Origin of the sequence: Epilithonimonas sp. JDS (genome assembly GCF_021261315.1) — a bacterium.
GTDB lineage: Bacteria > Bacteroidota > Bacteroidia > Flavobacteriales > Weeksellaceae > Epilithonimonas.
This window is the reverse complement of record NZ_JAJSAX010000002.1, coordinates 572490-597623: the sequence shown is the minus strand read 5'-3', so window position 1 is coordinate 597623 and position 25134 is coordinate 572490. Positions and strand designations below refer to the sequence as shown.

The 25134-nt window shown below is 36.7% G+C and carries 24 protein-coding genes; 10 read left to right on the top strand and 14 right to left on the bottom strand.

What is annotated here, in order from left to right; genetic code table 11:
- Positions 1–74 precede the first annotated feature (74 nt).
- From LUD75_RS09395 to LUD75_RS09380, 4 genes are all read left to right on the top strand, one after another.
- Positions 75–395, top strand: coding sequence for a MazG-like protein (locus LUD75_RS09395; protein WP_232705416.1), 321 nt, complete (start codon positions 75–77; stop codon positions 393–395).
- Between the two features lie 38 nt (positions 396–433).
- A complete protein-coding gene (locus LUD75_RS09390; protein WP_232705415.1) occupies positions 434–985 on the top strand; it encodes a DNA-3-methyladenine glycosylase I in 552 nt (183 codons plus the stop codon).
- A gap of 176 nt (positions 986–1161) precedes the next feature.
- Complete coding sequence (pyrF, locus tag LUD75_RS09385; RefSeq protein WP_232705414.1) at positions 1162–2520, top strand: orotidine-5'-phosphate decarboxylase; 1359 nt, start codon at positions 1162–1164, stop codon at positions 2518–2520.
- Positions 2521–2791: 271 nt separating this feature from the next.
- The gene (locus LUD75_RS09380) at positions 2792–5608 is read left to right on the top strand and encodes an aminopeptidase (protein ID WP_232705413.1); all 2817 of its coding nucleotides are present in this window, start codon (positions 2792–2794) and stop codon (positions 5606–5608) included.
- A gap of 304 nt (positions 5609–5912) precedes the next feature.
- Here the strand turns inward: LUD75_RS09380 and LUD75_RS09375 are convergent, their stop codons facing one another.
- Together LUD75_RS09375 and LUD75_RS09370 are read right to left on the bottom strand one after the other, a co-directional pair.
- The gene (locus tag LUD75_RS09375) at positions 5913–7184 is read right to left on the bottom strand and encodes a pyridoxal phosphate-dependent aminotransferase family protein (RefSeq protein ID WP_232705412.1); all 1272 of its coding nucleotides are present in this window, start codon (positions 7182–7184) and stop codon (positions 5913–5915) included.
- A gap of 75 nt (positions 7185–7259) precedes the next feature.
- A complete protein-coding gene (locus LUD75_RS09370) occupies positions 7260–8297 on the bottom strand; it encodes a cysteine synthase family protein (RefSeq protein ID WP_232705411.1) in 1038 nt (345 codons plus the stop codon).
- Between the two features lie 217 nt (positions 8298–8514).
- Between LUD75_RS09370 and LUD75_RS09365 the strand changes: the two genes are divergently transcribed.
- From LUD75_RS09365 to LUD75_RS09340, 6 genes are all read left to right on the top strand, one after another.
- Entirely contained in the window at positions 8515–12000 is a 3486-nt protein-coding gene (locus tag LUD75_RS09365; protein ID WP_232705410.1) for a DUF2723 domain-containing protein, read from the top strand.
- Between the two features lie 335 nt (positions 12001–12335).
- Positions 12336–12860 (top strand): DUF1697 domain-containing protein, encoded by a 525-nt coding sequence (locus tag LUD75_RS09360; RefSeq protein WP_232705409.1) that lies wholly within the window; start codon positions 12336–12338, stop codon positions 12858–12860.
- Between the two features lie 251 nt (positions 12861–13111).
- Positions 13112–13921: a 3-deoxy-8-phosphooctulonate synthase gene (kdsA, locus tag LUD75_RS09355; RefSeq protein ID WP_232705408.1), complete on the top strand. Its 810-nt coding sequence runs from the start codon at positions 13112–13114 to the stop codon at positions 13919–13921.
- A gap of 445 nt (positions 13922–14366) precedes the next feature.
- A complete protein-coding gene (locus tag LUD75_RS09350; protein WP_232705640.1) occupies positions 14367–16574 on the top strand; it encodes a TonB-dependent receptor plug domain-containing protein in 2208 nt (735 codons plus the stop codon).
- Between the two features lie 3 nt (positions 16575–16577).
- Positions 16578–16832, top strand: coding sequence for a hypothetical protein (locus tag LUD75_RS09345; RefSeq protein ID WP_232705407.1), 255 nt, complete (start codon positions 16578–16580; stop codon positions 16830–16832).
- Positions 16833–16970: 138 nt separating this feature from the next.
- Complete coding sequence (locus LUD75_RS09340; protein WP_232705406.1) at positions 16971–17222, top strand: hypothetical protein; 252 nt, start codon at positions 16971–16973, stop codon at positions 17220–17222.
- Positions 17223–17255: 33 nt separating this feature from the next.
- Here the strand turns inward: LUD75_RS09340 and LUD75_RS09335 are convergent, their stop codons facing one another.
- The 12 genes from LUD75_RS09335 to LUD75_RS09280 form a co-directional block, all read right to left on the bottom strand.
- Positions 17256–17636: a hypothetical protein gene (locus LUD75_RS09335; protein WP_232705405.1), complete on the bottom strand. Its 381-nt coding sequence runs from the start codon at positions 17634–17636 to the stop codon at positions 17256–17258.
- Between the two features lie 151 nt (positions 17637–17787).
- The gene (locus tag LUD75_RS09330; protein WP_232705404.1) at positions 17788–18672 is read right to left on the bottom strand and encodes a hypothetical protein; all 885 of its coding nucleotides are present in this window, start codon (positions 18670–18672) and stop codon (positions 17788–17790) included.
- Positions 18673–18711: 39 nt separating this feature from the next.
- A complete protein-coding gene (locus LUD75_RS09325) occupies positions 18712–19149 on the bottom strand; it encodes a hypothetical protein (RefSeq protein ID WP_232705403.1) in 438 nt (145 codons plus the stop codon).
- Positions 19150–19188: 39 nt separating this feature from the next.
- Positions 19189–19548, bottom strand: a complete 360-nt coding sequence (locus LUD75_RS09320) for a hypothetical protein (protein WP_232705402.1) — start codon at positions 19546–19548, stop codon at positions 19189–19191.
- Between the two features lie 24 nt (positions 19549–19572).
- On the bottom strand, positions 19573–20025 hold the full coding sequence (locus LUD75_RS09315; protein ID WP_232705401.1) for a hypothetical protein: 453 nt from the start codon (positions 20023–20025) through the stop codon (positions 19573–19575).
- A 21-nt stretch (positions 20026–20046) separates the two neighbouring features.
- A complete protein-coding gene (locus tag LUD75_RS09310) occupies positions 20047–20694 on the bottom strand; it encodes a suppressor of fused domain protein (RefSeq protein ID WP_232705400.1) in 648 nt (215 codons plus the stop codon).
- Positions 20695–20722: 28 nt separating this feature from the next.
- A complete protein-coding gene (locus LUD75_RS09305) occupies positions 20723–21808 on the bottom strand; it encodes a YARHG domain-containing protein (RefSeq protein WP_232705399.1) in 1086 nt (361 codons plus the stop codon).
- The gene (locus LUD75_RS09300) at positions 21805–22116 is read right to left on the bottom strand and encodes a hypothetical protein (RefSeq protein ID WP_232705398.1); all 312 of its coding nucleotides are present in this window, start codon (positions 22114–22116) and stop codon (positions 21805–21807) included. The genes LUD75_RS09305 and LUD75_RS09300 overlap by 4 nt, the downstream gene beginning before the upstream one ends.
- Positions 22113–22517 (bottom strand): hypothetical protein, encoded by a 405-nt coding sequence (locus LUD75_RS09295; protein ID WP_232705397.1) that lies wholly within the window; start codon positions 22515–22517, stop codon positions 22113–22115. Before LUD75_RS09295 ends, LUD75_RS09300 begins: the two co-directional genes overlap by 4 nt.
- A 102-nt stretch (positions 22518–22619) precedes the next feature.
- Entirely contained in the window at positions 22620–23165 is a 546-nt protein-coding gene (locus LUD75_RS09290) for a hypothetical protein (protein WP_232705396.1), read from the bottom strand.
- Between the two features lie 208 nt (positions 23166–23373).
- Complete coding sequence (locus tag LUD75_RS09285; protein ID WP_232705395.1) at positions 23374–24147, bottom strand: hypothetical protein; 774 nt, start codon at positions 24145–24147, stop codon at positions 23374–23376.
- 3 nt (positions 24148–24150) lie between these two features.
- On the bottom strand, positions 24151–25128 hold the full coding sequence (locus tag LUD75_RS09280; protein ID WP_232705394.1) for a hypothetical protein: 978 nt from the start codon (positions 25126–25128) through the stop codon (positions 24151–24153).
- Positions 25129–25134: the final 6 nt, after the last annotated feature.

The following is a 25134-nucleotide window of genomic DNA, read 5'->3' as shown; positions in this document are numbered from 1 at the left end:
AGATAAGGATTTTAAGAAAATGGAACTTAAATCCATCAATTTTGTTTGTATTTTTGTTTTAAATAATTACAAAAATGACAAATGATAATTTTAATGAAATCATAGAACGGTCAATCAAAATCCGTAAATCATACCACGAGCTGGAACTGAAACAAAACGGAAAAGTCTGGACAATAGAACAGGACGCTTTGGGATTTTTGTCCGATGCAGGATTGGTTGGAAGAAATACAATGTCTCACGAGAAAACTTGGTCCAAAGCTAATTCTGATGAAGAATTGGAACATAAACTTGCTGAATCAATTTGGTGGATCATCAACCTTTCCGACAGAATGGACATCGATATCAAAGTAACAATGGACAAGTTCCTTAATAAAACTGAAAACCTATTCAAATAAATCTAATTTCTAAAACCTAACATCTAACATCTCATAAAATGTCATATTGCGCCGCCATAGAAACAATGCAACCGGAAGAAAGAAAAGCATTGCACAAAAATTACCACGACAACCATTATGGTTTTCCGATTCATAATGATGATGAACTTTTCGGAAGATTAATAATGGAAATCAACCAAGCTGGATTGAGCTGGGAAACGATTTTGAAAAAGGAAGATTCTTTCCGAAAAGCTTACAGCAATTTCAGTATCGAAAAAATTGCGGCTTACACGGAAAAAGACCGCGAAAGATTGTTGTCCGACCCTGGAATCATCCGAAATAAATTAAAAGTAAACGCTGCCATTGAAAATGCGAAAACCATTTTGGAATTGAAAAAGGAATTTGGTTCTTTCGAAAAATGGCTGGAACATCACCATCCGAAAACCAAGGAAGAATGGGTAAAATTGTTCAAAAAAACTTTCAAGTTTACAGGTGGTGAAATTGTTGGAGAATTCCTGATGAGCATTGGTTTTTTGAAAGGTGCGCATTCTGAGAAGTGTAAAATCAATGAAAAGATTTTTGCCGTGAATCCGAAGTGGAAAGAAATTTAAACCACAAAAGTCACAATAGAAAATTTAAAATGCAAAACTTTTAAGAGAGCAAAAAAGCTGACTTGCAAAACCTTTTGCTTTTTTGCACTTTTGATAAACTTAGAAATAACTATAGCTTTTGTGCCTTTTGTGGTTTAAAAAATAGCCTTAAATTTGTAGAAATCTAAGAAAAGTAAATGGAAAGTAAAAAAGAATTCTTCCTCGAGTGTTACAAACTTGGGATCATCAAATTTGGGCGTTTCACACTGAAAAGCGGGATTGAAAGTCCGTTTTACGTGGATCTTCGTCCGCTCGCGTCTGACCCAAAGATCTTGAAAAAATTGGCCAATTATCTTTTGGAAATGCTTCCTTTGGATAATTTTGATATCATTTGTGGTGTTCCTTACGCTGCACTTCCAATGGCGACAGCAATGTCTTTGGAAAGTTTTATCCCATTGATAATCAAAAGAAAAGAAGCTAAAGCTTACGGCACCAAAAAACTGATTGAAGGCATTTATGAGAAAGGACAAAACTGCTTATTAGTAGAGGATGTTATTACTTCCGGAAAATCACTTGTAGAAACCATTGACGAGGTAGAAAATGAAGGTATCAAAGTTTCCGACATCGTTGTGGTTTTGGACAGACAACAAGGCGGAAAAGAAAAATTGGAAGCCAAAGGTTACAAAGTGCATTCACTCTTCAATATTACTGAAGTCGTTGAAATCTTGAGAGAAGTGAATTATATCGATGAGGATGAAGTGGCTAGAATCCAGGATTTTGTGAGTGGAAATCAAGTAGTTTTCGAAGAGAAAAAACGATTGTCCTACGAGCAAAAATTGGAAGTTGCCGAACATTCTTTCGCCAAGAAAATCCTTGAAATTGCGATTGAAAAAAGGTCAAACCTCATTGCGTCTGCAGATTTCATTACTACAAAAGAATTATTGGAGTTCGCAGATTTTGTTGGTCCTCACATTGTGGCCTTGAAAACGCACATCGATATTCTGAATGATTTTGATGCCGACGAAACCATTCTTCCATTGAAGGATTTGGCAACGAAACACAACTTCCTCTTGATGGAAGACCGCAAGTTTGCTGACATCGGAAACACGCAGGAACTGCAATTTTCTTATGGAACTTACAAGATCTCCAATTGGGCAGATCTCGTAACTTCTCACGTTATCGGCGGAAGCAAGAGTTTGGATTGCTTTATGAATGTTGGCGTCGTCGCAATCTTAGGAATGTCTTCCAAAGGAACTTTGACCGATTCTCATTACCGCGAAGAAGCGCTTAAAGTGATTGAAAGTCATCCAAGCATTATCGGTTGCGTGGCTCAAAATGAGATTTCTGACCAACTTTTATTGTTTACGCCTGGCGTCAATCTTGGAGAAACTGGGGATGACAAAGGTCAGCAATACAATTCTCCGGAACACGTCATCAAAAATTACGGAACCGATTTTATCATCGTTGGACGTGGCATTTACAAATCCGAAGAACCGGAGCAGGAAGCTTTGCGTTATAAAAACGAAGGTTGGAAGGCGTATTTGGAAACGCTGTAAAAAAATATAAATATTCTTATTATAACCCTTTCAGTGTTTTGAACTCTGAAAGGGTTTTTCCATTTTTTTCAGTCTGAGATTGTACATTTGCAATTATCTTTTTTATAAACTCGACATAATACATTTATAAAGAAAAAGCGTTGCTTCCATTATTATATCTCTTCGAAAACCTCAGATTGACAACGTTAGTAGGAACAAAAAACTTTAACAATTATAAATCGCATTACATCAAGAAAAAATTAGTAGTTTTGATAAGTACTGATTGTTCCTGATGAAGCGTCTTTTTTGTGTCCTGGTTTCGTTTTTCTTTAATTTCTGGGCGATGGCTCAGCAAGACAGCATTCGGTTGAATGTCAAACTGAATGACGATCAGAAATCGATTTCGGTAGAACAGACCTTGGTTTATCATAATCCGCATCAGAAATCCATTAATCAAATCAAGCTTTTGAATTGGGTTTCGGCATATCAGAAAAGGAAAACGCCACTTCTTAAACGCAAGATTGAAGACCGTAAAAGTGATCTTTACTTTGCTAAAGACGATCAGCTGGGAAAACTGGAAAGTCTGCAATACTCTTACAACAACAACTTTTCCGAAATCCTGAACACAAAGCAGGAAAATATCTTCATTCCGCTTTCTGAAAGTTTGAAACCAGGCGAAAGTATTACCATTAATTTAAAATATCAGATTAAGCTTCCTGACGCAAGATTTACGGGATATGGAATCAACACCAATCATATTCTTTTGAAATACTTTTTCCTGGTTCCAGAGACTTTTGAGGATGAAAATCAAAGCAATTCTTTCTATCGTGATACTGAGGAAACTGCCAACGCAGGCTCATTTTGGAAGGTTAATTTTGAAATCCCCGAGAATTGGAAAATCTATTCCAATCTTCCTCAGAACAATGAGTTTCAATTTGAAGGAAAATCTGTCAACGATCCCGAATTTCAAATCTCAAGAGAAATATATCCTGATTTTTCGTTAAATATCGACGGACAAAATGTGAAAGTCGATTTGGGCTATCAACCTACGGAATATCAACGTCAGATATTGAATTCTGTTTTGACGAACAATCTCACATTCATCAAATCAAAAACCGGAAATCTTCCCGAAAAGCTTTTCATCACTGATAAGTTTATGAAGAAGGAGGAGTTTATCGGCATTGATGATATCAAATTCTGGAAATTCAAATTCCAGATGTTTACGGATTATGAAAAGACAGATTTGGATTATTTCAGCACCATTTCCAAAAAAGTGATGGATGAATATTTTGTGATTGATAAAACAAAAGATCACTGGCTGAAAAATGGATTGAAGTCGTATCTGGAAATCCAATATCTCAAACAAAATTATCCAAACCACAAACTCATTGGAAATCTTGCAGATAATGCCAATATCTTCGGAATCAAACCATTAAAAATATTTCACGCTTCAAAACTTAAACTGAATGAACGTTATGGATTGGCGTATCATTATATTTATACTCAGAATCTGGATCAGAAAATCGACACGCCTTTCTATGAGTTGAGCAACTTCAATACGACGGCTATCAGTCAGTTTGAGACAGGAAGTCTCCTAAATTACATTTCCGAATATCAGGGAACGGATTCTTTTGATACTTTTTTAAAACAATATTTTTCTTCAAATTATCAAAACAAAATAGCCGGCAATGACTTCCTGAAAGCCCTTGAAAATCAGAGTCAGGGAAAGTCAGTTTTTCTGAAACAAATGATGGCCGAGAAACACAGAATCAATTTCAATCTTAAAAATTTTGATAATGAAAAAGAAAATTATCTGGTTAATATTCATAAAAACAACAACCAGATTATTCCTTTAAAAATTGAAACAGAAACCAAAGCAAGCGAGAAAACGACTTATTGGAAGGATGGAAATGACCGAAAGAAAGACACTATTTCCGTCCCATCAAACCAGGTTGACAAAATTGTTTTGAATGATGATTATATCTTTCCTGAAACCAACTTTAGAGATAATTACATATACACAAAAGGGATTTTTTCCAATATGAAAAAGATCCGTTTCAAGCTGATCAAAGACATTCAGAATCCGGAATACAATGAGATTTTCATTACGCCAAGACTTACTTTCAATGCGTATGACAAAGTTCTATTTGGAATGAATTTTAAAAATCAGGGAATATTTGATCAGAAATTTGACTATTCCGTGACGCCCTATTACAGTTCCGGAACAGGAAAACTGACTGGTTCTGCCGGTTTGGGATATTCAATTTTACCGCCTGACAGTTTTTTCAGAAGTTGGAATTTCGGCGTGTCGGGATCTTATTTTCATTATGATAATGATTTGGCTTATAAGAAATTTGGGGCATCAACTTCATTGAACTTTAATAAAAATCCAAGAAGTGCGATTGGCAGAAGTCTTTATTTTTCTTACAATTATTATGAGCGTGAACTGTCGCCGATCAGAATTCTCAATAACGAATATGAAAAATACAACCTTTGGAATGTCGGTTATGCGTACTCGGACAACCGACTGATCCACGAGAAATACATCAGCACCAATATCCAGTGGATGGAAGATTTCCAGAAGATTTCTGCCGAAGCCTTTTACCGCTGGGAATTTGCTAAAAATAAAAAGATCAGTTTTCGCTGGTTTGCAGGCTATTTTGTAAAAAACGAAACGAAAAATAATCTTTTCAATTACGGGATTTCGCGCGTTTCCAATTACTCATTTTCTTACGGATTGCTGGGACAAAGTGCCACTTCAGGGATTCTTTCGCAGCAGTTTATTTTGGCAGAAGGTGGTTTTAAATCATTATTCAATACTTCGGTCAATCAATTCATCACGAGTGTGAATGTCGATTCTCATCTTTGGAAATGGTTCAATCTGTACGCAGATGGTGGTGTTTACAAGAACAAAAATCACGCAGCAAAGTTCATTTGGGATTCCGGCATCAAGGTAAAAGTCGTCCCTGATTTCTTAGAAGTGTATTTTCCAATTGCATCCAGTTTAGGCTTTGAGCCATCGTTCAAAGATTATGGTTACAGAATCCGTTACACTTTGGTCCTGAATCTTGGGGCGTTGATTAATAATCTGCGACGTGGGGTTTTTTGATTTTAAGAATGATCAAATTGCAATTTTGATAATATTAATAAAACTAAAATTATAATTGTTTCCGCAAAAGATTTTACCCTCTTACCTGATAAGTAAAGCAACTTGTACAGGTTTATCTATTATATTCTGGATCCTATCTTTTTGTTTATAAAATCTACTACCGATAGTAAAAAAATTTTTTTTAAATTTTGTTCCAATCGCATCATAATACTGATTTTTAGTGAATCATCTTATCAATAGTAAATCAAAAAGCCTTTCAAAGTTTTAACTCCGAAAGGCTTTTGTTATGTTGAATTTAAGAGTTTTAAATCTCTTTAAACTGCAAGTTCTGTTCTTTCATTTGCTGGTCTGCCAAATCTTTGTAGTAACCGTTTGCTAGTTTTTCATAAATAGCTTCGAAAGCGGTCAAAGTTTCATTGATCTCAGCATCGGTGTGAGATGCAGTTGGAATCAACCTTAGCAGGATCATTCCTTTTGGAATCACGGGATAAGAAACAACGGATGTGAAAATACCATAATTTTCTCTCAAATCTTTCGCCAAATGCATAGCCTCTACAGGACCTCCCTGGATGAAAACAGGCGTTACACAAGTGTTTGTATCTCCAAGATTGTATCCGATCTTCTTAAGTCCACCTTGAAGTTTTTCAACATTTTCCCAAAGTTTTGCTTTGATTTCTGGTCTTGATCTCAGAAGTTCCAATCTCTTCAAACCTCCAATCACCATTGGCATTGTCAAAGATTTTGCAAAGATCTGAGATCTAAGGTTGAATTTCAGATAACGAATAATTTCTTTGTTTCCTGCAAGGAACGCTCCGAAACCAGCCATAGATTTAGCGAAAGTAGAGAAATAAACATCGATCTCGTCTTGGCAACCTTGCTCTTCTCCAGCACCAGCGCCAGTTGCGCCAAGTGTCCCAAATCCGTGCGCATCATCCACCAAAATTCTGAAACCATATTTTTCTTTAAGCGCAATGATCTCTTTCAATTTCCCTTGCTGACCTCTCATCCCGAAAACACCTTCGGTAATTACAAGAATTCCACCTCCAGTTTCTTCAGTCACTTTTTGAGCTCTCTGAAGGTTTTTTTCAAGACTAGCGATATCGTTGTGTCTGTAAGTGAAACGTTTTCCAGAGTGCAATCTTACGCCGTCAACAATACAAGCGTGAGAATCTACATCGTAAACGATCACGTCATTTCTGGAAACCAAAGCATCGATGCAAGACACCATTCCTTGATAACCGAAATTCAATAGATAAGCTGATTCTTTCTGAACAAATTCTGCCAATTCTCTCTCCAACTGCAAATGCTGATCGGTCTCGCCAGACATTGCTCTAGCGCCCATTGGATAAAACATACCGTACTCTGCAGCGGCTTTCGCATCGGCTTCAAGAACTTCCGGATGGTTGCAAAGTCCTAAATAATCATTTGCGCTCCAGAAGATCACTTCCTTACCTTGGAACTTCATTCTCGGACCAATTGGGCCTTCCAATCGTGGGAAAATATAATAGCCTTCTGCATAATCTGCAAATTGTCCCAAAGGACCTGGATTCTGTTTTATTCTTTCAAAAATGTCCATTTTTCTAACTGATATTTTTTGATTTACTGAAAAAACCTTTTGTCTTTCCAAAAGGTTTATTAATATTTTGAATTGTTATTTGATAATTTCTGTTTTGAAGATCTCATCGTAATTGTGGAAACAATTGTTGATGAAGCCTTGTTCTTCCATCCATTTGTCGCTGTAAACTTTGGTAATGTAGCGTGAACCGTGATCTGGGAATATTAGCACAACCAAATCATCACTTTTAAACTCGTGGGAATTGGCGTATTGGATCAAAGCTTGAGTAACAGCTCCGGTTGTGTAACCGCCCATAATTGCTTCTTTCAATGCAATTTCGCGGGTTCTGTAAGCGGACATTTCGTCATTTACTCTTACATATTCATCGATTTTATCGAAAAGAAGGGCACCTGGAATCAAGTTTTTTCCAAGACCTTCGATTTGATAAGGGTGAATTTCAGTTTTATTAATTTTTCCTGTCTCGTGGTAAGTTTTCAGGATAGATCCGTCTGCATCTACACCAATTACTTTGATGTCAGGATTTTGTTCTTTTAAGAATTTTGCGGTTCCGGAAAGTGTGCCTCCGGTTCCTGTACAAGCGAAAACGTGCGTAATTTTTCCGTCCGTTTGGTTCCAAAGTTCAGGTCCAGTGGTTTGGTAATGCGCATCAATATTGAGTTCGTTGAAATACTGATTGATGTAAACCGAGTTAGGTGTTTCTCTTGCAATTCTTTTTGCAACTTCATAGTAAGACCTTGGGTCATCTGCCGGAACAGAAGCTGGGCAAACATAAACGGTTGCGCCTAAAGCTTTCAGATAAGCGATCTTCTCAGCCTTTGTTTTATCACTTACGGCAAGGATGCATTTGTAACCTTTTACGATACAAACCATCGCTATAGAAAATCCGGTGTTGCCGGACGTGGTTTCTACTATGACAGAATCTGGTTTGATCAAACCTTTCTTTTCTGCATTTTCTATGATGTGAAGGGCAATTCTGTCTTTTGTAGAATGGCCTGGATTATAAGACTCCAACTTAGCGTATACTGTCGCAGGAATGTCCTTGGTAACGTGATTCAATTTGACCAACGGGGTGTTGCCAATCAAACCAAGAATATTATCGTATACATTCGTCATTTTATATCATTTTTTCTCTCAAAAACTGTCTGCAAAAATAAAAAAAAAATTGCAATGTTTTTTAGTTTTGACATACTAATATGTTATAAGTCTGATATATTGTAATTTAATCTTTGAAAAATCTGAATTTTATATAAATTTCTAAAGTTTAATTTTTGTTAAAAGCATCGATAACTAATTCAAAAATGTTAATTTCGCCGATATTTCTTGTTATAATATGAAGAACTGGACTTTTAAACAATGGAACACCATTCTAGGATGGGTCGTTTTCGCAATTGCATTCATTATCTATTTATCAACCATCGAACCTAATTTCAGTTTTTGGGATTGTGGAGAATATATTTCCTCAGCCGTAAAACTTGAGGTAACTCACGCACCTGGAGCAGCTTTGTTTCAATTGGTGGGCGCTGTTGTTGCACTATTTGCTTTCGGTGATGGGCAAAATTATTCATTGGTCATCAATGCAATGTCAGCTTTGTGCAGTGCATTTACAATCCTATTTTTATTCTGGACAATTACACATCTTGTAAGAAGATTATTAAACAGAGAATTCGAAAATATCACGATTGCAGAAGAGATTGCAACATTGTTTGCCGGAGCCGTTGGTGCTTTGTGTTTTACATTTTCAGATTCATTCTGGTTTTCAGCTGTTGAAGGCGAAGTTTATGCAATGGCAAGTATGTTTATCGCATTAATTGTCTGGCTGATTACCAAGTGGGAAAACGAATATCTCGAAAAAGATAATGAACGTTGGATAATCCTATTGTTCTTCATCATTGGATTGTCAGTAGGTGTTCACATGATGTGTATGTTGGCTCTACCAGCTGTTTGTCTGATTTATTACACAAGAAATTACAAGTTCACCTGGAAGTCATTTTTGATTGCCAATGCGGTGACTTTATTAATATTGATCATTGTTTTCAAAATCATTTTCCCTGTGATTATGACATTGTTCGGGAAATCTGAAGTGTTCTTTGTGAACGGTTTAGGATTACCTTTCCACTCAGGGACAGTTTTCGCTTTTGTTATTTTAATTGTCCTTTGTTATTTATTAATTACTTATACAAGAAAAACCGGAAAATCACTTTATCAGACGATTGCTTTATCAATTGTTTATATGATGATCGGGTTCTCCTGCTGGTTGGTCATTCCGATCCGTGCGATCGCCAATCCACCAATGAACCTGAATGATCCCGACAATGCTTTGGGAATGCTAGATTATTACAACCGTGAACAATACGGAGACTGGCCAACGATCTATGGACAAAATTACACAGCTTATCTTGATCCAAACGGAATTCAGAAAAACGAAGACGGCAGTTACAAGACAGTAAAGACAGGCGATACTTACGAGAAAGATCCTGTAACTGGGCGTTATCGTTTGGTAGGCGAAAAATTCAATTATGTTTTCAGTCCGGAACACGTGAGTTTGTTTCCAAGGATGTTTAGCGAAGATAAATCTGTGATGCCAAATTATATTTCAATGTACGGCGCACCGGATTTCACCTTTAATTATGGAAATGAAGAAGTTTCTGAAAGTCCAGAAGCAAAGCAGTTCTTCGATGAGCTTCGTCAGAAATACGAGAACGGAACCATCAAAATGGACGATTATCTGAAGGCAAAACAGTTCGGATTGATCAATGTTCAGCGTCCTTCTTTGGCTCAGAATATCGATTACTTTATTACCTTTCAGAACTATTTCTACTTTGTAAGATACTTACTCTGGAACTATTCCGGACGTCAGAATGATGTGGAAGGTCATATGGAAAACACGAATGGAAACTTCATCACAGGAATTCCATTTATCGATAATAATCTTTGGGGCGATCAGGGCGAAATGCCTGCAAAATTCCAGAATGAAAGCACCGTAAAATTCTTTATGCTGCCGTTGATCTTAGGAATGATCGGATTTTTCTTCCAGCTGAACAGAGACTTTGGAAGATTCTATGCGATATTGTCATTGTTTATTTTAACGAGTGTAATGATTGTTTTCTACACAGGAATGAAACCGTTTGAGCCTCGTGAAAGAGATTATGCGATGGTTGGTTCCTTCTACGCTTTTGCGATTTGGATTGGGCTGGGCGTTGCCGCAATCTATTGGCTGCTTCAGAAAAAAGTGAAAACCAAAGGTGCTCAGATTATTACCGGCGTTATTTTGCTCGGAATTCCATTGATGATGGGCTTCCAGAATTACAATGTTCATGACAGAAGCGAGCGATATGCCGCTTACGATTACGCTTATTCAAGTTTGAAATCACTTCCGAAAAACGATATAATGTTCGTTTACGGTGATAATGATACGTATCCGGTTTGGGCCATTCAGGAGACTGAGGAGTTCCGTCCGGATGTGAAAGTGGTCAATTTCACATTGCTTTCCACACCTTGGAATATTGATCAGGTGAAAAGAAGAACATACAATTCAATGCCTGTTCCTTCGACTTTGGCGCACGAAGATTACCGTGAAGGTTCCAACGATCAGGTATTCCTGATGGGAAAACAGGAATGGGAAAATATTTTTGCCAACATGAAAGATCAGGGTATTCCGGATACTGAGATGGCAGGATTCAGAAAATACCTCACGCAGGATTCTATGACTCTGAAAGAAGCGGTTAACTTCCTGAAAATGAAGTCGCCTGAGAAAGACGAAATCATCAAAATGATCTTTGGAGAAGAACGATACGAGAAATTCAATTTCCTTCCGGTTTCTAAATTTGTACTTCCTGTAAACATTAATAATGCCATTAAAGCCGGAATTATTACACCATCAGAAGCTCAGAAAGCAGAGAAGCAAATCGTCATCAATTACAAAGGATCCAGTATGTTCAAGAATAATTTGCTGATGATGGACATCCTTGCGAACTTCGACTGGAAACGTCCGATTAACTTTTCAAGCGGCGGAATCTACGACGGAAGCAACCTGTTTTTCCTTTCCAATTATCTGAAATTTGACGGATTCAGCTACAGATTGGTTCCGATCAAAACTGAGGAATCCGTAGATGGAGAACTTGGATTTGTAAATCCGGACGAACTTTATAAAACCGTAAAAAATTACAGATGGGGTAATTTCAAAAACCTGAAAACCCATTTTGATGAAACCTGTACGCAGAATATCGTGGGCTACAGATCTTCCGCAAGCCGTGCTGCCGAAGCATTGGTGTTGAAAGGCGAGAAGAAAAAAGCCATCGAAATTCTGGATCTGGCAAGCCGCGAAATTCCGGTTTCCAAATATGATGATCCAAGATCGCTGAGTTCCATTGTTTATGCTTACATCGTAGCCGGACAGGAGCAAAAAGGTCTCAAACTGGCAGAAGATCTCAAAAAAGGAATCTTCAACGAGTACGATTATTACACCAAGTTATCGCCGAAATTCCAGGTGTATGCAGGCCGTCAGATGAAAACCAAACCAATGGAATATTCACTGGTCGTAGGCGCTGTCTCCGATGCTTACAACAAAATCGGGCAAAAAGATAAAGGTTATGCGTACCTCGTAAACTCACTCAATGTCATCGACAAAAGATTCGATGGTTTCATCAGGGATCTTCACGAGATGGGCAAGGAGAAAGCTTTCAAAAAGGCAGATGATGTGCAGCAAGTCACGTCGTTCTACTCCTATCTCTTTGATATTATGAAAGATTACGATACCACTTACGAAGCAGAAAAGATGGATCAAATCACGAAAAAACTGATGAAGGTCACACAATAAATCAATCAAACGTCTCGGAATCTTCGGGACGTTTTTGTTTTACTGTCAAAGTTTCAGATCTTAGACAAAGTTTTATTACACATTTACTTTAACTTTGATAAAGTTTATTTGGAGCTTAATCCCGCTTTCCGCTATATCTTTTTTGTCATCGCGATCGGCATTTGCATATTGATTCACGCTTCTGGCGCAATGCCAAAAAAGGATGCCGCTGCAATCGGGGCTATGGGTTTCGCATCTCTATTAAAACTTTGTCAACATATAGAAATTTTCCAGAAATAAGAATTAATTTCACTATCAACTATCAACTATCAACTATCAACCATCAACCATCAACTATGAAATACTGCGCTTTTCTACGTGGCGTCAACGTCAAAGGAACCAATATGAAAATGGCGGACGTCTGCAAAGTTTTCTCAGACGCTGGTGTGGAAAATGTGTCTTCCGTTTTGGCTTCCGGAAACATTCTTTTTCAATCAGATAAAAACAATGCAGATCTGAAGAAAATTTTAGAAAAAGCAATGTCTGACCATTTCAGTTACGATGCCTTTCTCTTCATCAAAAATGAAAAAGAAATCAATGAGATCTTCAAAAATGATCCGTTTCCAGCGAAAGAAAATTTTCACAATTACGTCTTTCTAGGCAGTGAAAAAGTAGAAGAAACTTTATTGGAAGAATTTGAAAAAGCGACGAAGGAAGAAGGCGAGCAGGGAAAAATTGTCAACGAAATCTTCTATTGGCAAGTTCCAAAAGGTCAAACCCTGGATTCTACTTTCGGGAAAATCCTTGGCAGAAAAAGCCTGAAAGATAAAATGACTAGCAGAAATATTAATACTTTTGAAAGGATTATAAAGAAATTTTGATAATGTTCAGTTTGTCATTCTGAAATGAATCATAACAGCAAATAAAACATTGCTGAGATTGACTCTGTTGAAAAATGCATTGTGTCTCCAACCGGAGTTACAAAAATCGACTAATCTTGTAATTAACGAAGTGTTTCCAAGATCCAAAACTATGCAAAGGATTCCTCTGAAATCCGTATATTTGCACTTTGATTTTTAGATTAAAAATTACATCTAAAATCTAATTTCTAACCTCTAATTTCTACAAATAAATGATACAATATCTAGATAACATTCATCACAAAGATTCCAAAAACTTCTTCCTGATTGCTGGTCCTTGCGCGATTGAAGACGAAACAATGGCATTGCAGATTGCAGAACAGATAGTGAAGCTTTCTGATAAATACAATATTCCTTACATCTTCAAAGGCTCATTCAGAAAAGCGAACAGAAGTCGTGTGGATTCTTTCACAGGAATCGGCGACGAGAAAGCTTTGAAAATTTTGAGAAAAGTAGGAGAGACGTTCAATGTTCCTACAACTACTGATATCCACGAGAATGCGCACGCAGCTTTGGCGGCAGAATATGTGGACGTTTTGCAGATTCCTGCATTTTTAGTTAGACAAACTGACCTTTTGATCGCAGCGGCAGAAACGGGAAAAGCGGTAAGTCTTAAAAAAGGACAATTTCTTTCTCCCGAAGCCATGAAATTTGCAGTTCAAAAAGTGAGAGATTCCGGAAACGATAAAACGGCGATCATCGAAAGAGGAAATACATTTGGCTACAGCGATTTGGTGGTAGATTTCCGTGGAATCCCGACGATGAGAGAATATTCGCCGGTGATTTTAGATGTGACGCATTCACTTCAACAGCCGAATCAGAATTCAGGAATTACAGGCGGAAGACCAGAATTGATAGAAACCATTGCAAAAGCTGGAATCGCAGTTGGAGCAGATGGTCTCTTTATCGAGACACATCCAGATCCTTCGATTGCAAAATCTGATGGTGCCAATATGCTGAAACTTGATCTTCTCGATGACTTGCTTGGTAAGCTGACGAGAATCAGAGAAGCGATATTATAAAAAATACAGTCCGGTTTTGCCGGACTTTTTTATTGGGATTAGCTGATTAATTTTAGATAATTACTTAATTTTTCATAATTCTCAAGCGAATCTTCTGAAACTAATCAATTTTCTGCATAACAATTATAAATATTCTTTCGTTCTTTAGATTAATTGTTATTTTTGCCTTTCCCAAGATTCAATTTTTAAAAATATAAATCGAAAAAAAATTACAACTTTGAAAAACTATATTCTCTTAATCCTTTTCTTCCTGCCTGTTCTGGCATTTTCTCAAATCAATTTAAAAGTTCTGGACGAAGACGGAAAAGCTGTTTCCGAGGCTGACGTAATTTACAACAGTCAAACTTATAAAACCGACGGCAATGGTTTCATCAAAGTGCCGCTTGCAGATTCTGAACAGACTTTGAGCGTGCAGAAAGAAAACTTCAAAGGTTTTTCAAAAGTCATCAAAACTTCTCCCAGAACGCAGAATGTAAATGTTCTTTTCCTACCTGTAGCTAAGGAAAATGAAATCCAGGAAGTTGTTTTTCAGAAAAAAGCTAAAAATAAAACGAACGATATTACTTCCATCGAGATTTCTGCAAAAGAAGCGAGAGAAGTGGCGTCTTTGGCTGGCGGTGTGGAAGGCCTTTTGAAAAGTTTACCTTCCGTGAATTCCAATGCAGAGCTTAGCTCACAATATATGGTTAGAGGTGGGAGTTATGATGAGAACTTGATTTACATTAATGATATTGAGCTTTACAGACCGTTCTTAATCAGAAATTCTCTACAAGAAGGGATGAGTATTGTGAATCCGGATATGGTTTCCACAATCAACTTTTCTGCCGGCGGATTTGAACCAAGATATGGTGATAAAATGTCGTCTGCGCTTAATATTTATTACAGACAACCCGAGAAATTCGAAGTTTCTGGTGAAGCAAGTTTGATTGGTGGAAGACTGACGACTGGATTTGCATCAAAGGATAAAAAATTCACTGGTTTGGTTTCCGGCCGGTACAGAAATACGAATTTGGTTCTTAATACTTTGAATGAAGATACAGATTTCAATCCGCGCTATATGGATGTGCAGACTTATCTTAATTATCAGTTTAATGAAAAATGGTCTTTATCGTTTTTAGGTTATTATGCAAAGAACGATTATCAGATGGTTCCAAAAGAAAAAGAAGTGGATTTTGGAAGTATTCTTCAGCCATTGAAACTGACAGTTTTCTACAACGGACAGGAAGATGACCAGTACAAAAATATGATGGGAACGGTTAGTGTAAACTTCAAGCCAAGTAAAAAGTGGCATTTTTCCCTGGATAATTTCGCTTATCAAAACAGAGAAAGAGAATATTACTCGATTGCATCAGGCTACATTTTGGAAGCGTTTGATGAGGAAGGAAATCCTGTTGCCGGATACGATGCTGGCGGACAGATCGATCACGCAAGAAATGACCTGTTAGTGCGAGTGGCAGGTTCCCAATTCAGAACCAAATTCTCTCCGGATGTGAATACAGACTTTGAAGTTGGTGTGAAGTACGAAAGAGAAACCATCAAAGATTTTACTAATGAATGGCAGTTTGTGGATTCTATCGGGTACAGCAATCCACGAGATTTTGTGATTCCGGGAAATCTGGACACGTCTGCGCTTAATCTTAAATATTACATTGCAGGACAAAACGACATCAATCCGACAAGAATTTCTGCTTATGCACAGTTCTCCAAAAAGTTCTATTGGGGAAGCAACAGAATCTTCGTAAATGGTGGTGCGAGAGTTCAAAACTGGAGTTTCAATAAGGAAACATTATTCAGCCCGAGAGCACAGTTTGCGATCAAGCCGAATTGGGATATGGATATGTTGTTCCGACTTGCCGGAGGAATTTATTATCAGGCGCCATTTTATAAAGAAATTAAGGATTTGACAGGCGCTTTCAATTCTGATATCAAGGCTCAGAAATCTTATCAGATCATTCTTGCCAATGACTATGAATTTAAAATTAAAGAAAGAAATTTCAAGTTGACAACCGAGGCTTACTATAAAAAAATGGAAAACCTGATCCCTTATTATATGGATAATGTGAGAGTTAGGTATTCCGGAAAAAATAATTCCGAAGGTTATGCTTACGGTTTGGATGCGAGATTATTCGGACAGTTTGTTCCTGGTATTGATTCTTGGGTATCTGCAAGTTACGCCAGAGTTTACGAGAATATTGAAGGAATGGGCTACATCCCGAGACCAACGGATCAGCGTTTCCGTTTCTCGATGTTCTATCAGGATTATATGCCAAAATTCCCAAGTATGAGAGTGAATTTGACGCTGACTTACGCAAGCGGATTGCCATCTGGAACGCCTGTTTTGTTTGATGCCAACGGATTGCCGGATTATTTGGCGGCTTACCGTTATCAGAAAACTTTGCCTGCGTACAAGAGAGTTGATATTGGTTTGACCAAAGTTTTCATCGATCAAAAGGAGAACAAAGCGAGCGGAAATTTCTGGGGTAAATTTAAGGAACTGACTTTGGGTGTTCAGATCTTCAATGCATTCAATATCAACAATACAATTGCGAACCAATGGATTAGCGATGTGAATTCTTCGCCGCAATTGTATTATCCGGTTCCGGTAAGACTGACAGGAAGATTCTTCAATGTGAAGCTTGAATTTAAACTTTAATTCATGAAAGATTCAGAAAGCTTATCACATTTGAGCGATGAACAACTTATCAAAAGTTACAATACAGCAAAAGGTATTTTTATTGGATTTATCATCGTTTTTATCTTGTTGATTGGCACTGCAGTTTTTATTACACTTAAAAAGGGTTTTGGTGTGTTTTCAGTCTTACCAATCGTTTTTGTTTCGATTTTAATTGCCAATATTACAAACTTCAAAAAGCTGAAAGCAGAAATGAAAAGCAGGAATCTGCTGAATTAATTTTTACCTGAGATATTAATGAAAGCTTCCTGTTTGGAAGCTTTTTTGGTTTCAATAATTAATCATTCCGAGACTCAATCAAAACACATTGATTTAAAGTTGGACTTCAAATTGTAATACACAGATAAATATTTCAAAATGAAAAAGTCAGACAACCTATCACAGCTATCAAATGAAGAATTATTAAAAACTCTTAAAAATGCAAAAGCGCAGTTTATTGGCTTTATGATATTTTTTGTCCTACTGGTAATTGGTTGTAATTATTTCACATTTACCAGAGGAGTTGGTATTTACACAATGATTCCTGTCATTTTCATTCCCATTATCATTGCTAATATTTTCAGTCATGGAAAGATTAAGCAGGAGGCAAAAATCAGAGAATTGCTATGATAATTTACTTTTAAACAATCAAAGTTTTCATTTTTATTCAGTCACAAATTCTTTATACATTATATCCTGCATTTTCTTATTAGTTTTCTGCCACACTTCATCGTCCCAGGCATTAATGACAGTATATTTATCTTTATCCGTTTCAATCGTTATTTCCATATCAGTGCCATCTACAGGTTGCCGGCTTTCTCCATCTTTAACTCTGGAAAAACGAACGATATTGTCTGGATTTATAAGATCTTCCAGTTTATAGACAATATTTGGCTTCTCGATATGTTTTCTTTTGGTAGAATCCATCGCAATATTGAAGTCATAATACAGAGAATCTTTGGTAATTTTCATAGATATAGAATAGCCCATTTGCCCGCCAAAAGTCGCTATTGAAACTGACTTCACAGGGTTTTGATTATTCATGATTTTTTGATTTTCAGTTTTCTGAGAACAACTGATTAATATAAGAGCAAACAGAATTAGATATTTCATTATTCATTATTAGTTTAAATATTAATCAAGACTTTATTCTTTTTCAATTTTTATATTTCGTCGCAGGTTAACTAAGTCATCTTTAAATGACAACCTCGCCATTTGCGAGTTCATTCAGCAGAATAATGAGAGATGGGACAAACTCAGAGCAATGTGACGGTACAATATGCGTTTTTCCGCCTGCAACAATATTGTCCTTCTTTTCTCCAATAACTGCGGGATTAATTTGGATCTCCTGCCAGGAACTTGCAAAACTGTCTTCCATCAGATCTCGGCTTACAATTCCCGTTTTTGTGATGACTAAACCGTAAACACCGCCAAACAAAGGCTTATCTACCATTCCGAATTGAATGCCGGAAATGCTATACTTTTCTGCAAACTTTGCCATTTTTTTCTCGTCTTGCTCGTAGCTTTTCAGTGCAGACTGCAAGCCTAGATCCCGGATTCTGTCATTTATGCGATTCGATTTTACAATTTCGTTTGGCAGATAGTTTAATTGCTGCAACTGAGGAAGGACAATTTCCAGAACATCCTGCAATGCCGTTTTGATTGCGGCTAATTGTTCGTGAGGAATGGACAGTGTATTTTTCTTGATAAAGTTGTTCCAAACTTCGATCATCAGGTCATCTTCATCTTGTTTTTGCGTGAATGGATTAACATCCGCCAATTCCGCAGTTCCAATCACCGAAAAATCGGTTTGAGTCAGAATCCTGAAATTCGTAATCAGAAAACCAATGCTGTCTCTTTTTCCTGTAAATAGGGTTTTGGAGTGCATTCCTATGAAAGCGAAGACTTGTTCGTCTGGAAGACTTCCAACTGGTCTTAGGATTTGCTGTTCTGCCAATTCCAAAATCTCTGCATTGTCTTCCCAAACCGGATGAATATCAGCGGGAACAAACAAAATCTGCTGAACAGTTTCGTCGGCATTTTCTAAATAATTGGCTAAATTTCTTTTAATATTTTCCATATTTGATTTTTTTTAAATTATAATTTCTGATCAAAAAATCTAAGGCAAAGCCGATTTGATTTTCAAAATATCCGACTGAAAAACGTCCAGATCTTTCTCCAAAACCACCGAATTATTCGATTTATATCTCACAACAAAATAAGAGTACGTTTTTCTCCAAAGAAAAAAAATGGGGCGATCTTTCAGCGCAAGATGTCTCTGCTCAATCTCGAAATTGTAACTTGAGGCTGGATATTCTTCCTTCCCGATTTTGATTTTGTCTGGGTAAATTTCACAAACGTTTTGGCGATAAGTACTGATCAACAAAATTGGCATAAGAATGAATCCAAACATACTTAAAGCACCATAAAAATTAATTTCATTTTTGTTGAGAATGATGCCATTAATCAAATTATAAAGCGACCCAAACATAATGAAAGGCGAAATAATCGAATAAAAAATAAGCGCCGTTTTTGAAAGACAGATTTTCAGTTTCATAGTTTTATTTTTGATTAATTATATTCGAACGACTGGTTCTCAAAATTCTTCCCAACCGTCATTTTGCGGATCGTATTTCGCAAATTCATCCGTATCAGTAAATTCCGAAGCCGTCATTCCAGCCTCGAAAATGCTGTCGTCATCAAATCCTGAAGTAAAATACAAACCTCGATCCGTCAACAATATGTTGATATTATAATCTGGATGAGCGAACTGCAAATCTCTTTTATCTCCGTGGTTTAAAATATAATTATATTTCAACAATCTATCTTTCAAATTATTGTATTGTTCTTCTGTGAAAGGCTCAAGATTGTTTTCGTCATCGAAAAAATTTTCATCGCCAGATTTTTTCTCACGATCTTTGGTTTCTGTTCTGTATAGTTGAATATCGTAGCTCATAAGATTGATCATTAACTTAAACCTTTAACTTCCACACGCGATATAGCACAATGGCAAACCATCAATTATGTCTGGATCCTCATCGGTACCTTCAAAGAAAATGTGGTCACCAAGTTCCTTGTTGGCTTGCTGGTTGTGGGTCTTGAAAAGAAGCTCCAAGGCTGTGAAATTTTCTCCATTATCAGCTTTCAGATGCGATGTGATTTCTGCCTGAAACATTCCTTCGTCGCTGTTGTCTTCGTCAAATACATCTTCTTCGCCAAGTAAAGTTTCGTTGTCCAAAAGTTGTGAAGCGTCAGTGATCCACGCTTCGTACTGGATCTGGAGTTCTGGAAAATCGAAGACAATTTCATTCGGTTTCCATTTTTCATCGGTTTTATAAATGGCTTTTTGGTAATCGATGATCTCTTGATTGAATTCTTCTTGGTTGGTGTAGGTTTTGTTTGAAAAGCTCCACGCAATTTCGTTTAGTGTCATGATCTGGTTGTATTTAATGGATTATTTTCTTGAAAGGTCAGTGATCAAAAGTTCGTTGTTGGCTTTTAGTTTTTCGATGGTTTTTTCGGTTTCATAAGTCTTCGGATTTTCTTTCAGAAGTTCATATTCTTCTGTCGTCAAGCCTACCATTTGCAGAAAGGTGACTTCGCCGTGTGGCGTTTGGATCTTACCAAGCTCAGGATCCTGCACAAATGGCAGAGCCGTAATGTCGGTTTCAAAGTCACTTCGGATAGGACCATTGGCCGGAATGAAATGAAATTCTTCAAACCATTTTCCGGAGGTGAACACATATTTTGCAATATTCTGAAGCAAATTACAGACCCAGTTGATATTGTCATCATCACTTTCTTTTTTGAGTCTGAAGGTCAGTTCAAAACCACACTTACTAAAGTCGCCACCTGCAGATTTTTCGTTGTAATAAAGTTCTGAAAAGCCATACGTTACAAAATGAAAATGAGAGGTCTGCTTATCACTTTTGTAGACGCTGATCCCATCCAAAGGTTCTCCGCCTCCCAATGCATAATGAAGGATCGGTGCAAAATGTTTTGGTTTCTGATCAGGATAGACCTTCAGCAATTCTGCATCTATGGCATCCCAACCAACAGCATCTTCTTCGGTAAATTGTTTTTGATAATCTGTGATATTCATTGATAGCGTTTTATTTCATTCATCAATTTTATTTCCATTTTTCGAACCATTTTTTTTCTTCTGGCGTCAGGTGATTTACGTCAGGAATATACTTTGGGTCAGGAATGTACCAATCCAAATTTTCAAAATAGGCTTTCAGTTCTGGATTTTGAAAAACGTAACCGCGTCTGGCAAACGGTAGATTTTTAAGAATTTTCCTTTGAAGCTCATTTTTTGGTTTCGCAATATTTTCTGCCTGATAATAGGAGTATGGCAAGTAACCAAGCTCTTCAAGATCCAAATGTTTTTGTGCATATACAAATAAGTCGCCCTCAGGTTTGAAATTTGTTTTCTTAAAAATGATCTTCCCTTTTTGGATATGGAATTTCAGCGCATCTTTGTCGACCAATGTGTTGGGTGATCCTTCTACATCTTCAGTTTTTCCAATGCCTTCGATTTTCCAGTCATTGGCAGTGTTGAAAAAAGTTTTGTTGACGGAAAATGTTTCGAAGTTGCCATTGTCTATGATCAAAGTGAAATCATCGATCTGCCTGTTTCCCCATCGTTTCGCAGGAGAAAGTGCATATTCGAAATCGTAGTTGTAATCAACGGATCCGGAAACGTCATATTTGTACGTGTGTTTGACGATGTTCAAACCTTTTTTGAAATGGGCTTCAAAATGATAAACGTAGAAAAAATCGACGTAGTTTCCGCTTTTGTTTCCCTCAAATTTTTTGAGGTCGATTGCTTTGATCTTTCCTGCACTGTTGTACAAACTATCCGAAACGTAAGCGATATTATATTTCAGTTTCTGATTGTTCAATTCTACTGTGAAGTCTCTCATATAAGGATGTTGGCCATTTTTTGGAGCGCCATCTACATCACCTTCGGGAGAAAAAGCTTCAAAACCGACAGTCAGATTTTTGGCTTCTTTTGGATTGAAAAACTCGTAGCAGACCGTCACTTCTATGTATTTGTTTTGTACTTTTTTCAGGGTCAATATTTCTTTTTTAACAGAAATATTGGTTTCGGAGATTGGGATTAACTGGTTTCCCTTTGCGAAAAATGCGCCATCATTTGCAAAAATGAAATTGCCGGAAAATATTAAATAAATTAAGATTAAAAACTTTTTCATAACCTGATTTGTGTTGAAAGATAGAGACTTGCGCCGATGACCAGATAATATAAAATTAGATTTACTAGCAGATATTTTATTTCCTGATGTGCGTCTTTTTTTCTATTAATGGTTTTGATGCTACAGACTGTCAGGAAAATTAAAGAACAAAAAACTGTCATTACAAAAAGGAAAAATACATAAGTAACAATACTTTCATAGAAAATCCATTCAAAATTATACCGGTTCAGATAATAATTTTGAATGCCGAAAAGAATGATGAAAAAGTAAAGTAACAGTTGGTATTTGTAAAGTTTTTCCAGAGTCATCTCATCTTGGTTTTGTAAATTAATGAGTCGTAATTTTTGGTAATTTTAATAGAATCAAAATATTTTTTGTGCTCAAACTCTTTATTGAATTCTTTCACATAGCTTTTCACACTATCTAAATTTACATTCTTCTCGTTTTCATCCAGCATATTCAATTCGAAATTTTCAAGCTTTGTTATTTTATGATGTTCAAGATCTCTGAAATACCAAAGTGTATCGATTACTTCTCCCACGCTCATATCCATTTTATATTTATTATTAAGTTCAGAAAGTAGAGCCGATGTTTTAGAACTTGGTCTGTAATGCGGTTGCCTCCTCATTCCCCAAATAAAGGGATTCATATAAATAAGCATTGGGAAAAAAATCAGGATGATGACAATAATGGTTATGAGTTTTTTCATTTTTTGGGTTTGTCAAGATTCTATTTTTCCAACTGCTTCTTCACAATTTCCAGCAGTTCATCTTTGGTCAGAAATGTGTTGAGAAAGTCCTCCAAAGTACCTTCATTCGTCACTTCTCGGAAAAAAACTTCGTGATCGGTCCCAAACAAAAGTTGGGTTGTCCGGATTTGGATCTGACAGACAGATGAAAAAATTATCTGGGAAGCCATAGCTGTAAAACACCTGGAGAAAGTCTGGCGTGTTGTCGTCTGTCACTTTTATGATTTCGCTCAGATCCGTGTCCTCATCTGTAAAATCGGAATTCCACTCGTCAAAATCTGCTGTTCCTTCTTTGAAAGGTGTGAAGAGTCTGGGTTGCCAGAACGCTTGCCCGTAAGCCTCCTCTGTCAGTCGAAAATATTTGTCGATGATTTTGTTGTAAAGAGCTTGCTTATCAGTTTTAAAAAGTTCTGTATTTTCATCAATGAAATCCCCAATTCCATAGATTGGTTCCTCTTCTTCGGCACTTGCCCACGGCGTATCAACGGGTCTTTGGTAGAGCACAGTGTCAAAAGTGATGGCTAGTAGGTCGTCTGTCAAAGAGCTTCCTTTCACATTGTCGATATTTCCGCCAAGTTGTTTTATTCTTTCTAAGATTTCTTGTTTCATAATGGTTTGTGTTTTTATAATTTTTCCCAGATCATCACAAATTTGTTTTTCGCCAGGATTTTATATTTCTCGGTCTTTGGATTTTCGGAACGGAACATTTGTCTGATTTCTAGCGGAATTCCCTCTTTTTTGTGATGGATCGTAATGGTGTTTTTAATAAAATCTATGCTTAGGAGTTTATTATATTTTTAATTATGGTTTTATTTTTTTATTTCCACCAATTCATTTCTTCCTTTTTCCGTGCCAGTTCCACATCGTTTTTTGGCTCTCCATACATTGTGAGTGTGTAATATTTCCAGCCTTTGTCAAGATATTTTGGGTTTGGCATAAACTCTCCGGCGCCAATATCCAAGTCGCCACTATTTGGTATTCTGTAATCGCCCCAATTGCATTTTTTAGATATTTTTGTTTTGTAACTCGTCCAAGTGCCTTTGAACTCGTTGTTGCTGAAAATGTCTGCGTAAAACATCAAAGCATCATATCGGAAATTATTTTTTGGATCTATAATGTAGCCAACCGTTATGACGCCTTTGAAAAATCCTGTAGACGTCAGATTTTTATCTTCATTCAAAATCAATTCACATGTTGCAAAACCCTGTTGATAATTAGGGAAATCACTGTTTTTTTCAATATTTGCTTTTTTGATGAGCAATTTTCCTTCAAAAGATCTGACTGTATTTTTAACTTTGGTTTTTCCTTTTACAAGATATTCGTACGGATTTTTTGGATTTTTGTTAATAGAATTATAATGAATATAAAGTCGCTGATAATCATCTCCTATAAAACCAATCGGTTCAGCTTTCTGCATTTTTTCTTTGGTATTTTCTCTGTCTTCAGTCAAAATGCTTTTTGGATCGATGATCTTCGAAAGATCATAATTCTTAATTTCTTTGTAGAAATTTCCTTTTCCTGCCATTTGAGAAAAAGTTTGTCCAGAGCATAGAATGAAGAAAACGAATATGAATTTGAAGTTTTGATTCATTTTTTAATAATTTTTTTTATAAAAATCCGAAGTGAAAACACCTTCGTGAACCTCTTTGCTGTATTTATCAACCCAATCTTTGTAATAATAATCCACGTTCAGAACTTTATTTTTAAGACTGAATCTCGCAAAAGCTTTTCCGATTTCAGGAACATTTTTCAGGCCAAATTTTCTGTCAGTTCCGTTATCGAATTTACAATCCATTTCCCGTGCCCAAATCATTTCGAAGTCCGTGTCGCTTAGCTGCTTGATAGGGTAGGTGTACATACATTGGCCGTGGTACTCAAAGTTGAGCGATGTTTTGCTAACGCTGATTGTGACCATCCCGTTTTCCCAATAACCTGTAAAATCATTATTTTTCTGAAAGGTTCTAATGAAACTATCATAGTCAAAACCGTCCATATTTAGAATTTTCCAACTCTTATTTTCCCGGATAGCCTCGATGTGATAGACCAGTCCATCGCCCCAGCTCCAATTGTAAGATGCAATGTTCTCTTTGATCGCAAGGTTCATTATCCAAATCTTATCCAAAAAACCATCCGGAACATCCTGACAATTGCACCAGGGATTTGATCCATTCCCATAAGGTGGCAACTCTCCAATGTTATAAACCATCGTTCCTTTTTGTAATTCTTTATCTATGGAACTTGCAATTCTGTTATAGTTGCTGATGAATTTCTCAGAGAATAAATTACTATTTCTGAGATCCTGCAGCCTTGATTGATGCTTTTTAAAATCAATTTCTGAATAGACAGTATCTTTCTTATCCTTTTGTATAGTCGGGAAATCTTCGGTTTTGCTTTTGTTTTCTTCCCAGTCGTACAGATTTTTTGTCAGTTGCAGAAGCGCAACGCTGTCGCTATTTTTATCAAATACTGCGGCATCTGTTCGTGGCTTTTCATTGTCCGAAATTTTAGTTTTTTCAGATTTCTCACAAGCAATAATTGTGATTGAAAATATGAGAATTGTTATGGTTTTCATTTGTGT

Excerpts from the sequence above, each read along its gene's own strand:
- LUD75_RS09395 (WP_232705416.1), top strand. The coding sequence starts at position 75 with ATGACAAATGATAATTTTAATGAAATCATAGAACGGTCAATCAAAATC.
- LUD75_RS09390 (WP_232705415.1), top strand. The coding sequence starts at position 434 with ATGTCATATTGCGCCGCCATAGAAACAATGCAACCGGAAGAAAGAAAA.
- pyrF (WP_232705414.1), top strand. The coding sequence starts at position 1,162 with ATGGAAAGTAAAAAAGAATTCTTCCTCGAGTGTTACAAACTTGGGATC.
- LUD75_RS09380 (WP_232705413.1), top strand. The coding sequence starts at position 2,792 with ATGAAGCGTCTTTTTTGTGTCCTGGTTTCGTTTTTCTTTAATTTCTGG.
- LUD75_RS09375 (WP_232705412.1), bottom strand. The coding sequence starts at position 7,184 with ATGGACATTTTTGAAAGAATAAAACAGAATCCAGGTCCTTTGGGACAA.
- LUD75_RS09370 (WP_232705411.1), bottom strand. The coding sequence starts at position 8,297 with ATGACGAATGTATACGATAATATTCTTGGTTTGATTGGCAACACCCCG.
- LUD75_RS09365 (WP_232705410.1), top strand. The coding sequence starts at position 8,515 with ATGAAGAACTGGACTTTTAAACAATGGAACACCATTCTAGGATGGGTC.
- LUD75_RS09360 (WP_232705409.1), top strand. The coding sequence starts at position 12,336 with ATGAAATACTGCGCTTTTCTACGTGGCGTCAACGTCAAAGGAACCAAT.
- kdsA (WP_232705408.1), top strand. The coding sequence starts at position 13,112 with ATGATACAATATCTAGATAACATTCATCACAAAGATTCCAAAAACTTC.
- LUD75_RS09345 (WP_232705407.1), top strand. The coding sequence starts at position 16,578 with ATGAAAGATTCAGAAAGCTTATCACATTTGAGCGATGAACAACTTATC.
- LUD75_RS09340 (WP_232705406.1), top strand. The coding sequence starts at position 16,971 with ATGAAAAAGTCAGACAACCTATCACAGCTATCAAATGAAGAATTATTA.
- LUD75_RS09335 (WP_232705405.1), bottom strand. The coding sequence starts at position 17,636 with ATGAATAATCAAAACCCTGTGAAGTCAGTTTCAATAGCGACTTTTGGC.
- LUD75_RS09330 (WP_232705404.1), bottom strand. The coding sequence starts at position 18,672 with ATGGAAAATATTAAAAGAAATTTAGCCAATTATTTAGAAAATGCCGAC.
- LUD75_RS09325 (WP_232705403.1), bottom strand. The coding sequence starts at position 19,149 with ATGAAACTGAAAATCTGTCTTTCAAAAACGGCGCTTATTTTTTATTCG.
- LUD75_RS09320 (WP_232705402.1), bottom strand. The coding sequence starts at position 19,548 with ATGAGCTACGATATTCAACTATACAGAACAGAAACCAAAGATCGTGAG.
- LUD75_RS09315 (WP_232705401.1), bottom strand. The coding sequence starts at position 20,025 with ATGACACTAAACGAAATTGCGTGGAGCTTTTCAAACAAAACCTACACC.
- LUD75_RS09310 (WP_232705400.1), bottom strand. The coding sequence starts at position 20,694 with ATGAATATCACAGATTATCAAAAACAATTTACCGAAGAAGATGCTGTT.
- LUD75_RS09305 (WP_232705399.1), bottom strand. The coding sequence starts at position 21,808 with ATGAAAAAGTTTTTAATCTTAATTTATTTAATATTTTCCGGCAATTTC.
- LUD75_RS09300 (WP_232705398.1), bottom strand. The coding sequence starts at position 22,116 with ATGACTCTGGAAAAACTTTACAAATACCAACTGTTACTTTACTTTTTC.
- LUD75_RS09295 (WP_232705397.1), bottom strand. The coding sequence starts at position 22,517 with ATGAAAAAACTCATAACCATTATTGTCATCATCCTGATTTTTTTCCCA.
- LUD75_RS09290 (WP_232705396.1), bottom strand. The coding sequence starts at position 23,165 with ATGAAACAAGAAATCTTAGAAAGAATAAAACAACTTGGCGGAAATATC.
- LUD75_RS09285 (WP_232705395.1), bottom strand. The coding sequence starts at position 24,147 with ATGAATCAAAACTTCAAATTCATATTCGTTTTCTTCATTCTATGCTCT.
- LUD75_RS09280 (WP_232705394.1), bottom strand. The coding sequence starts at position 25,128 with ATGAAAACCATAACAATTCTCATATTTTCAATCACAATTATTGCTTGT.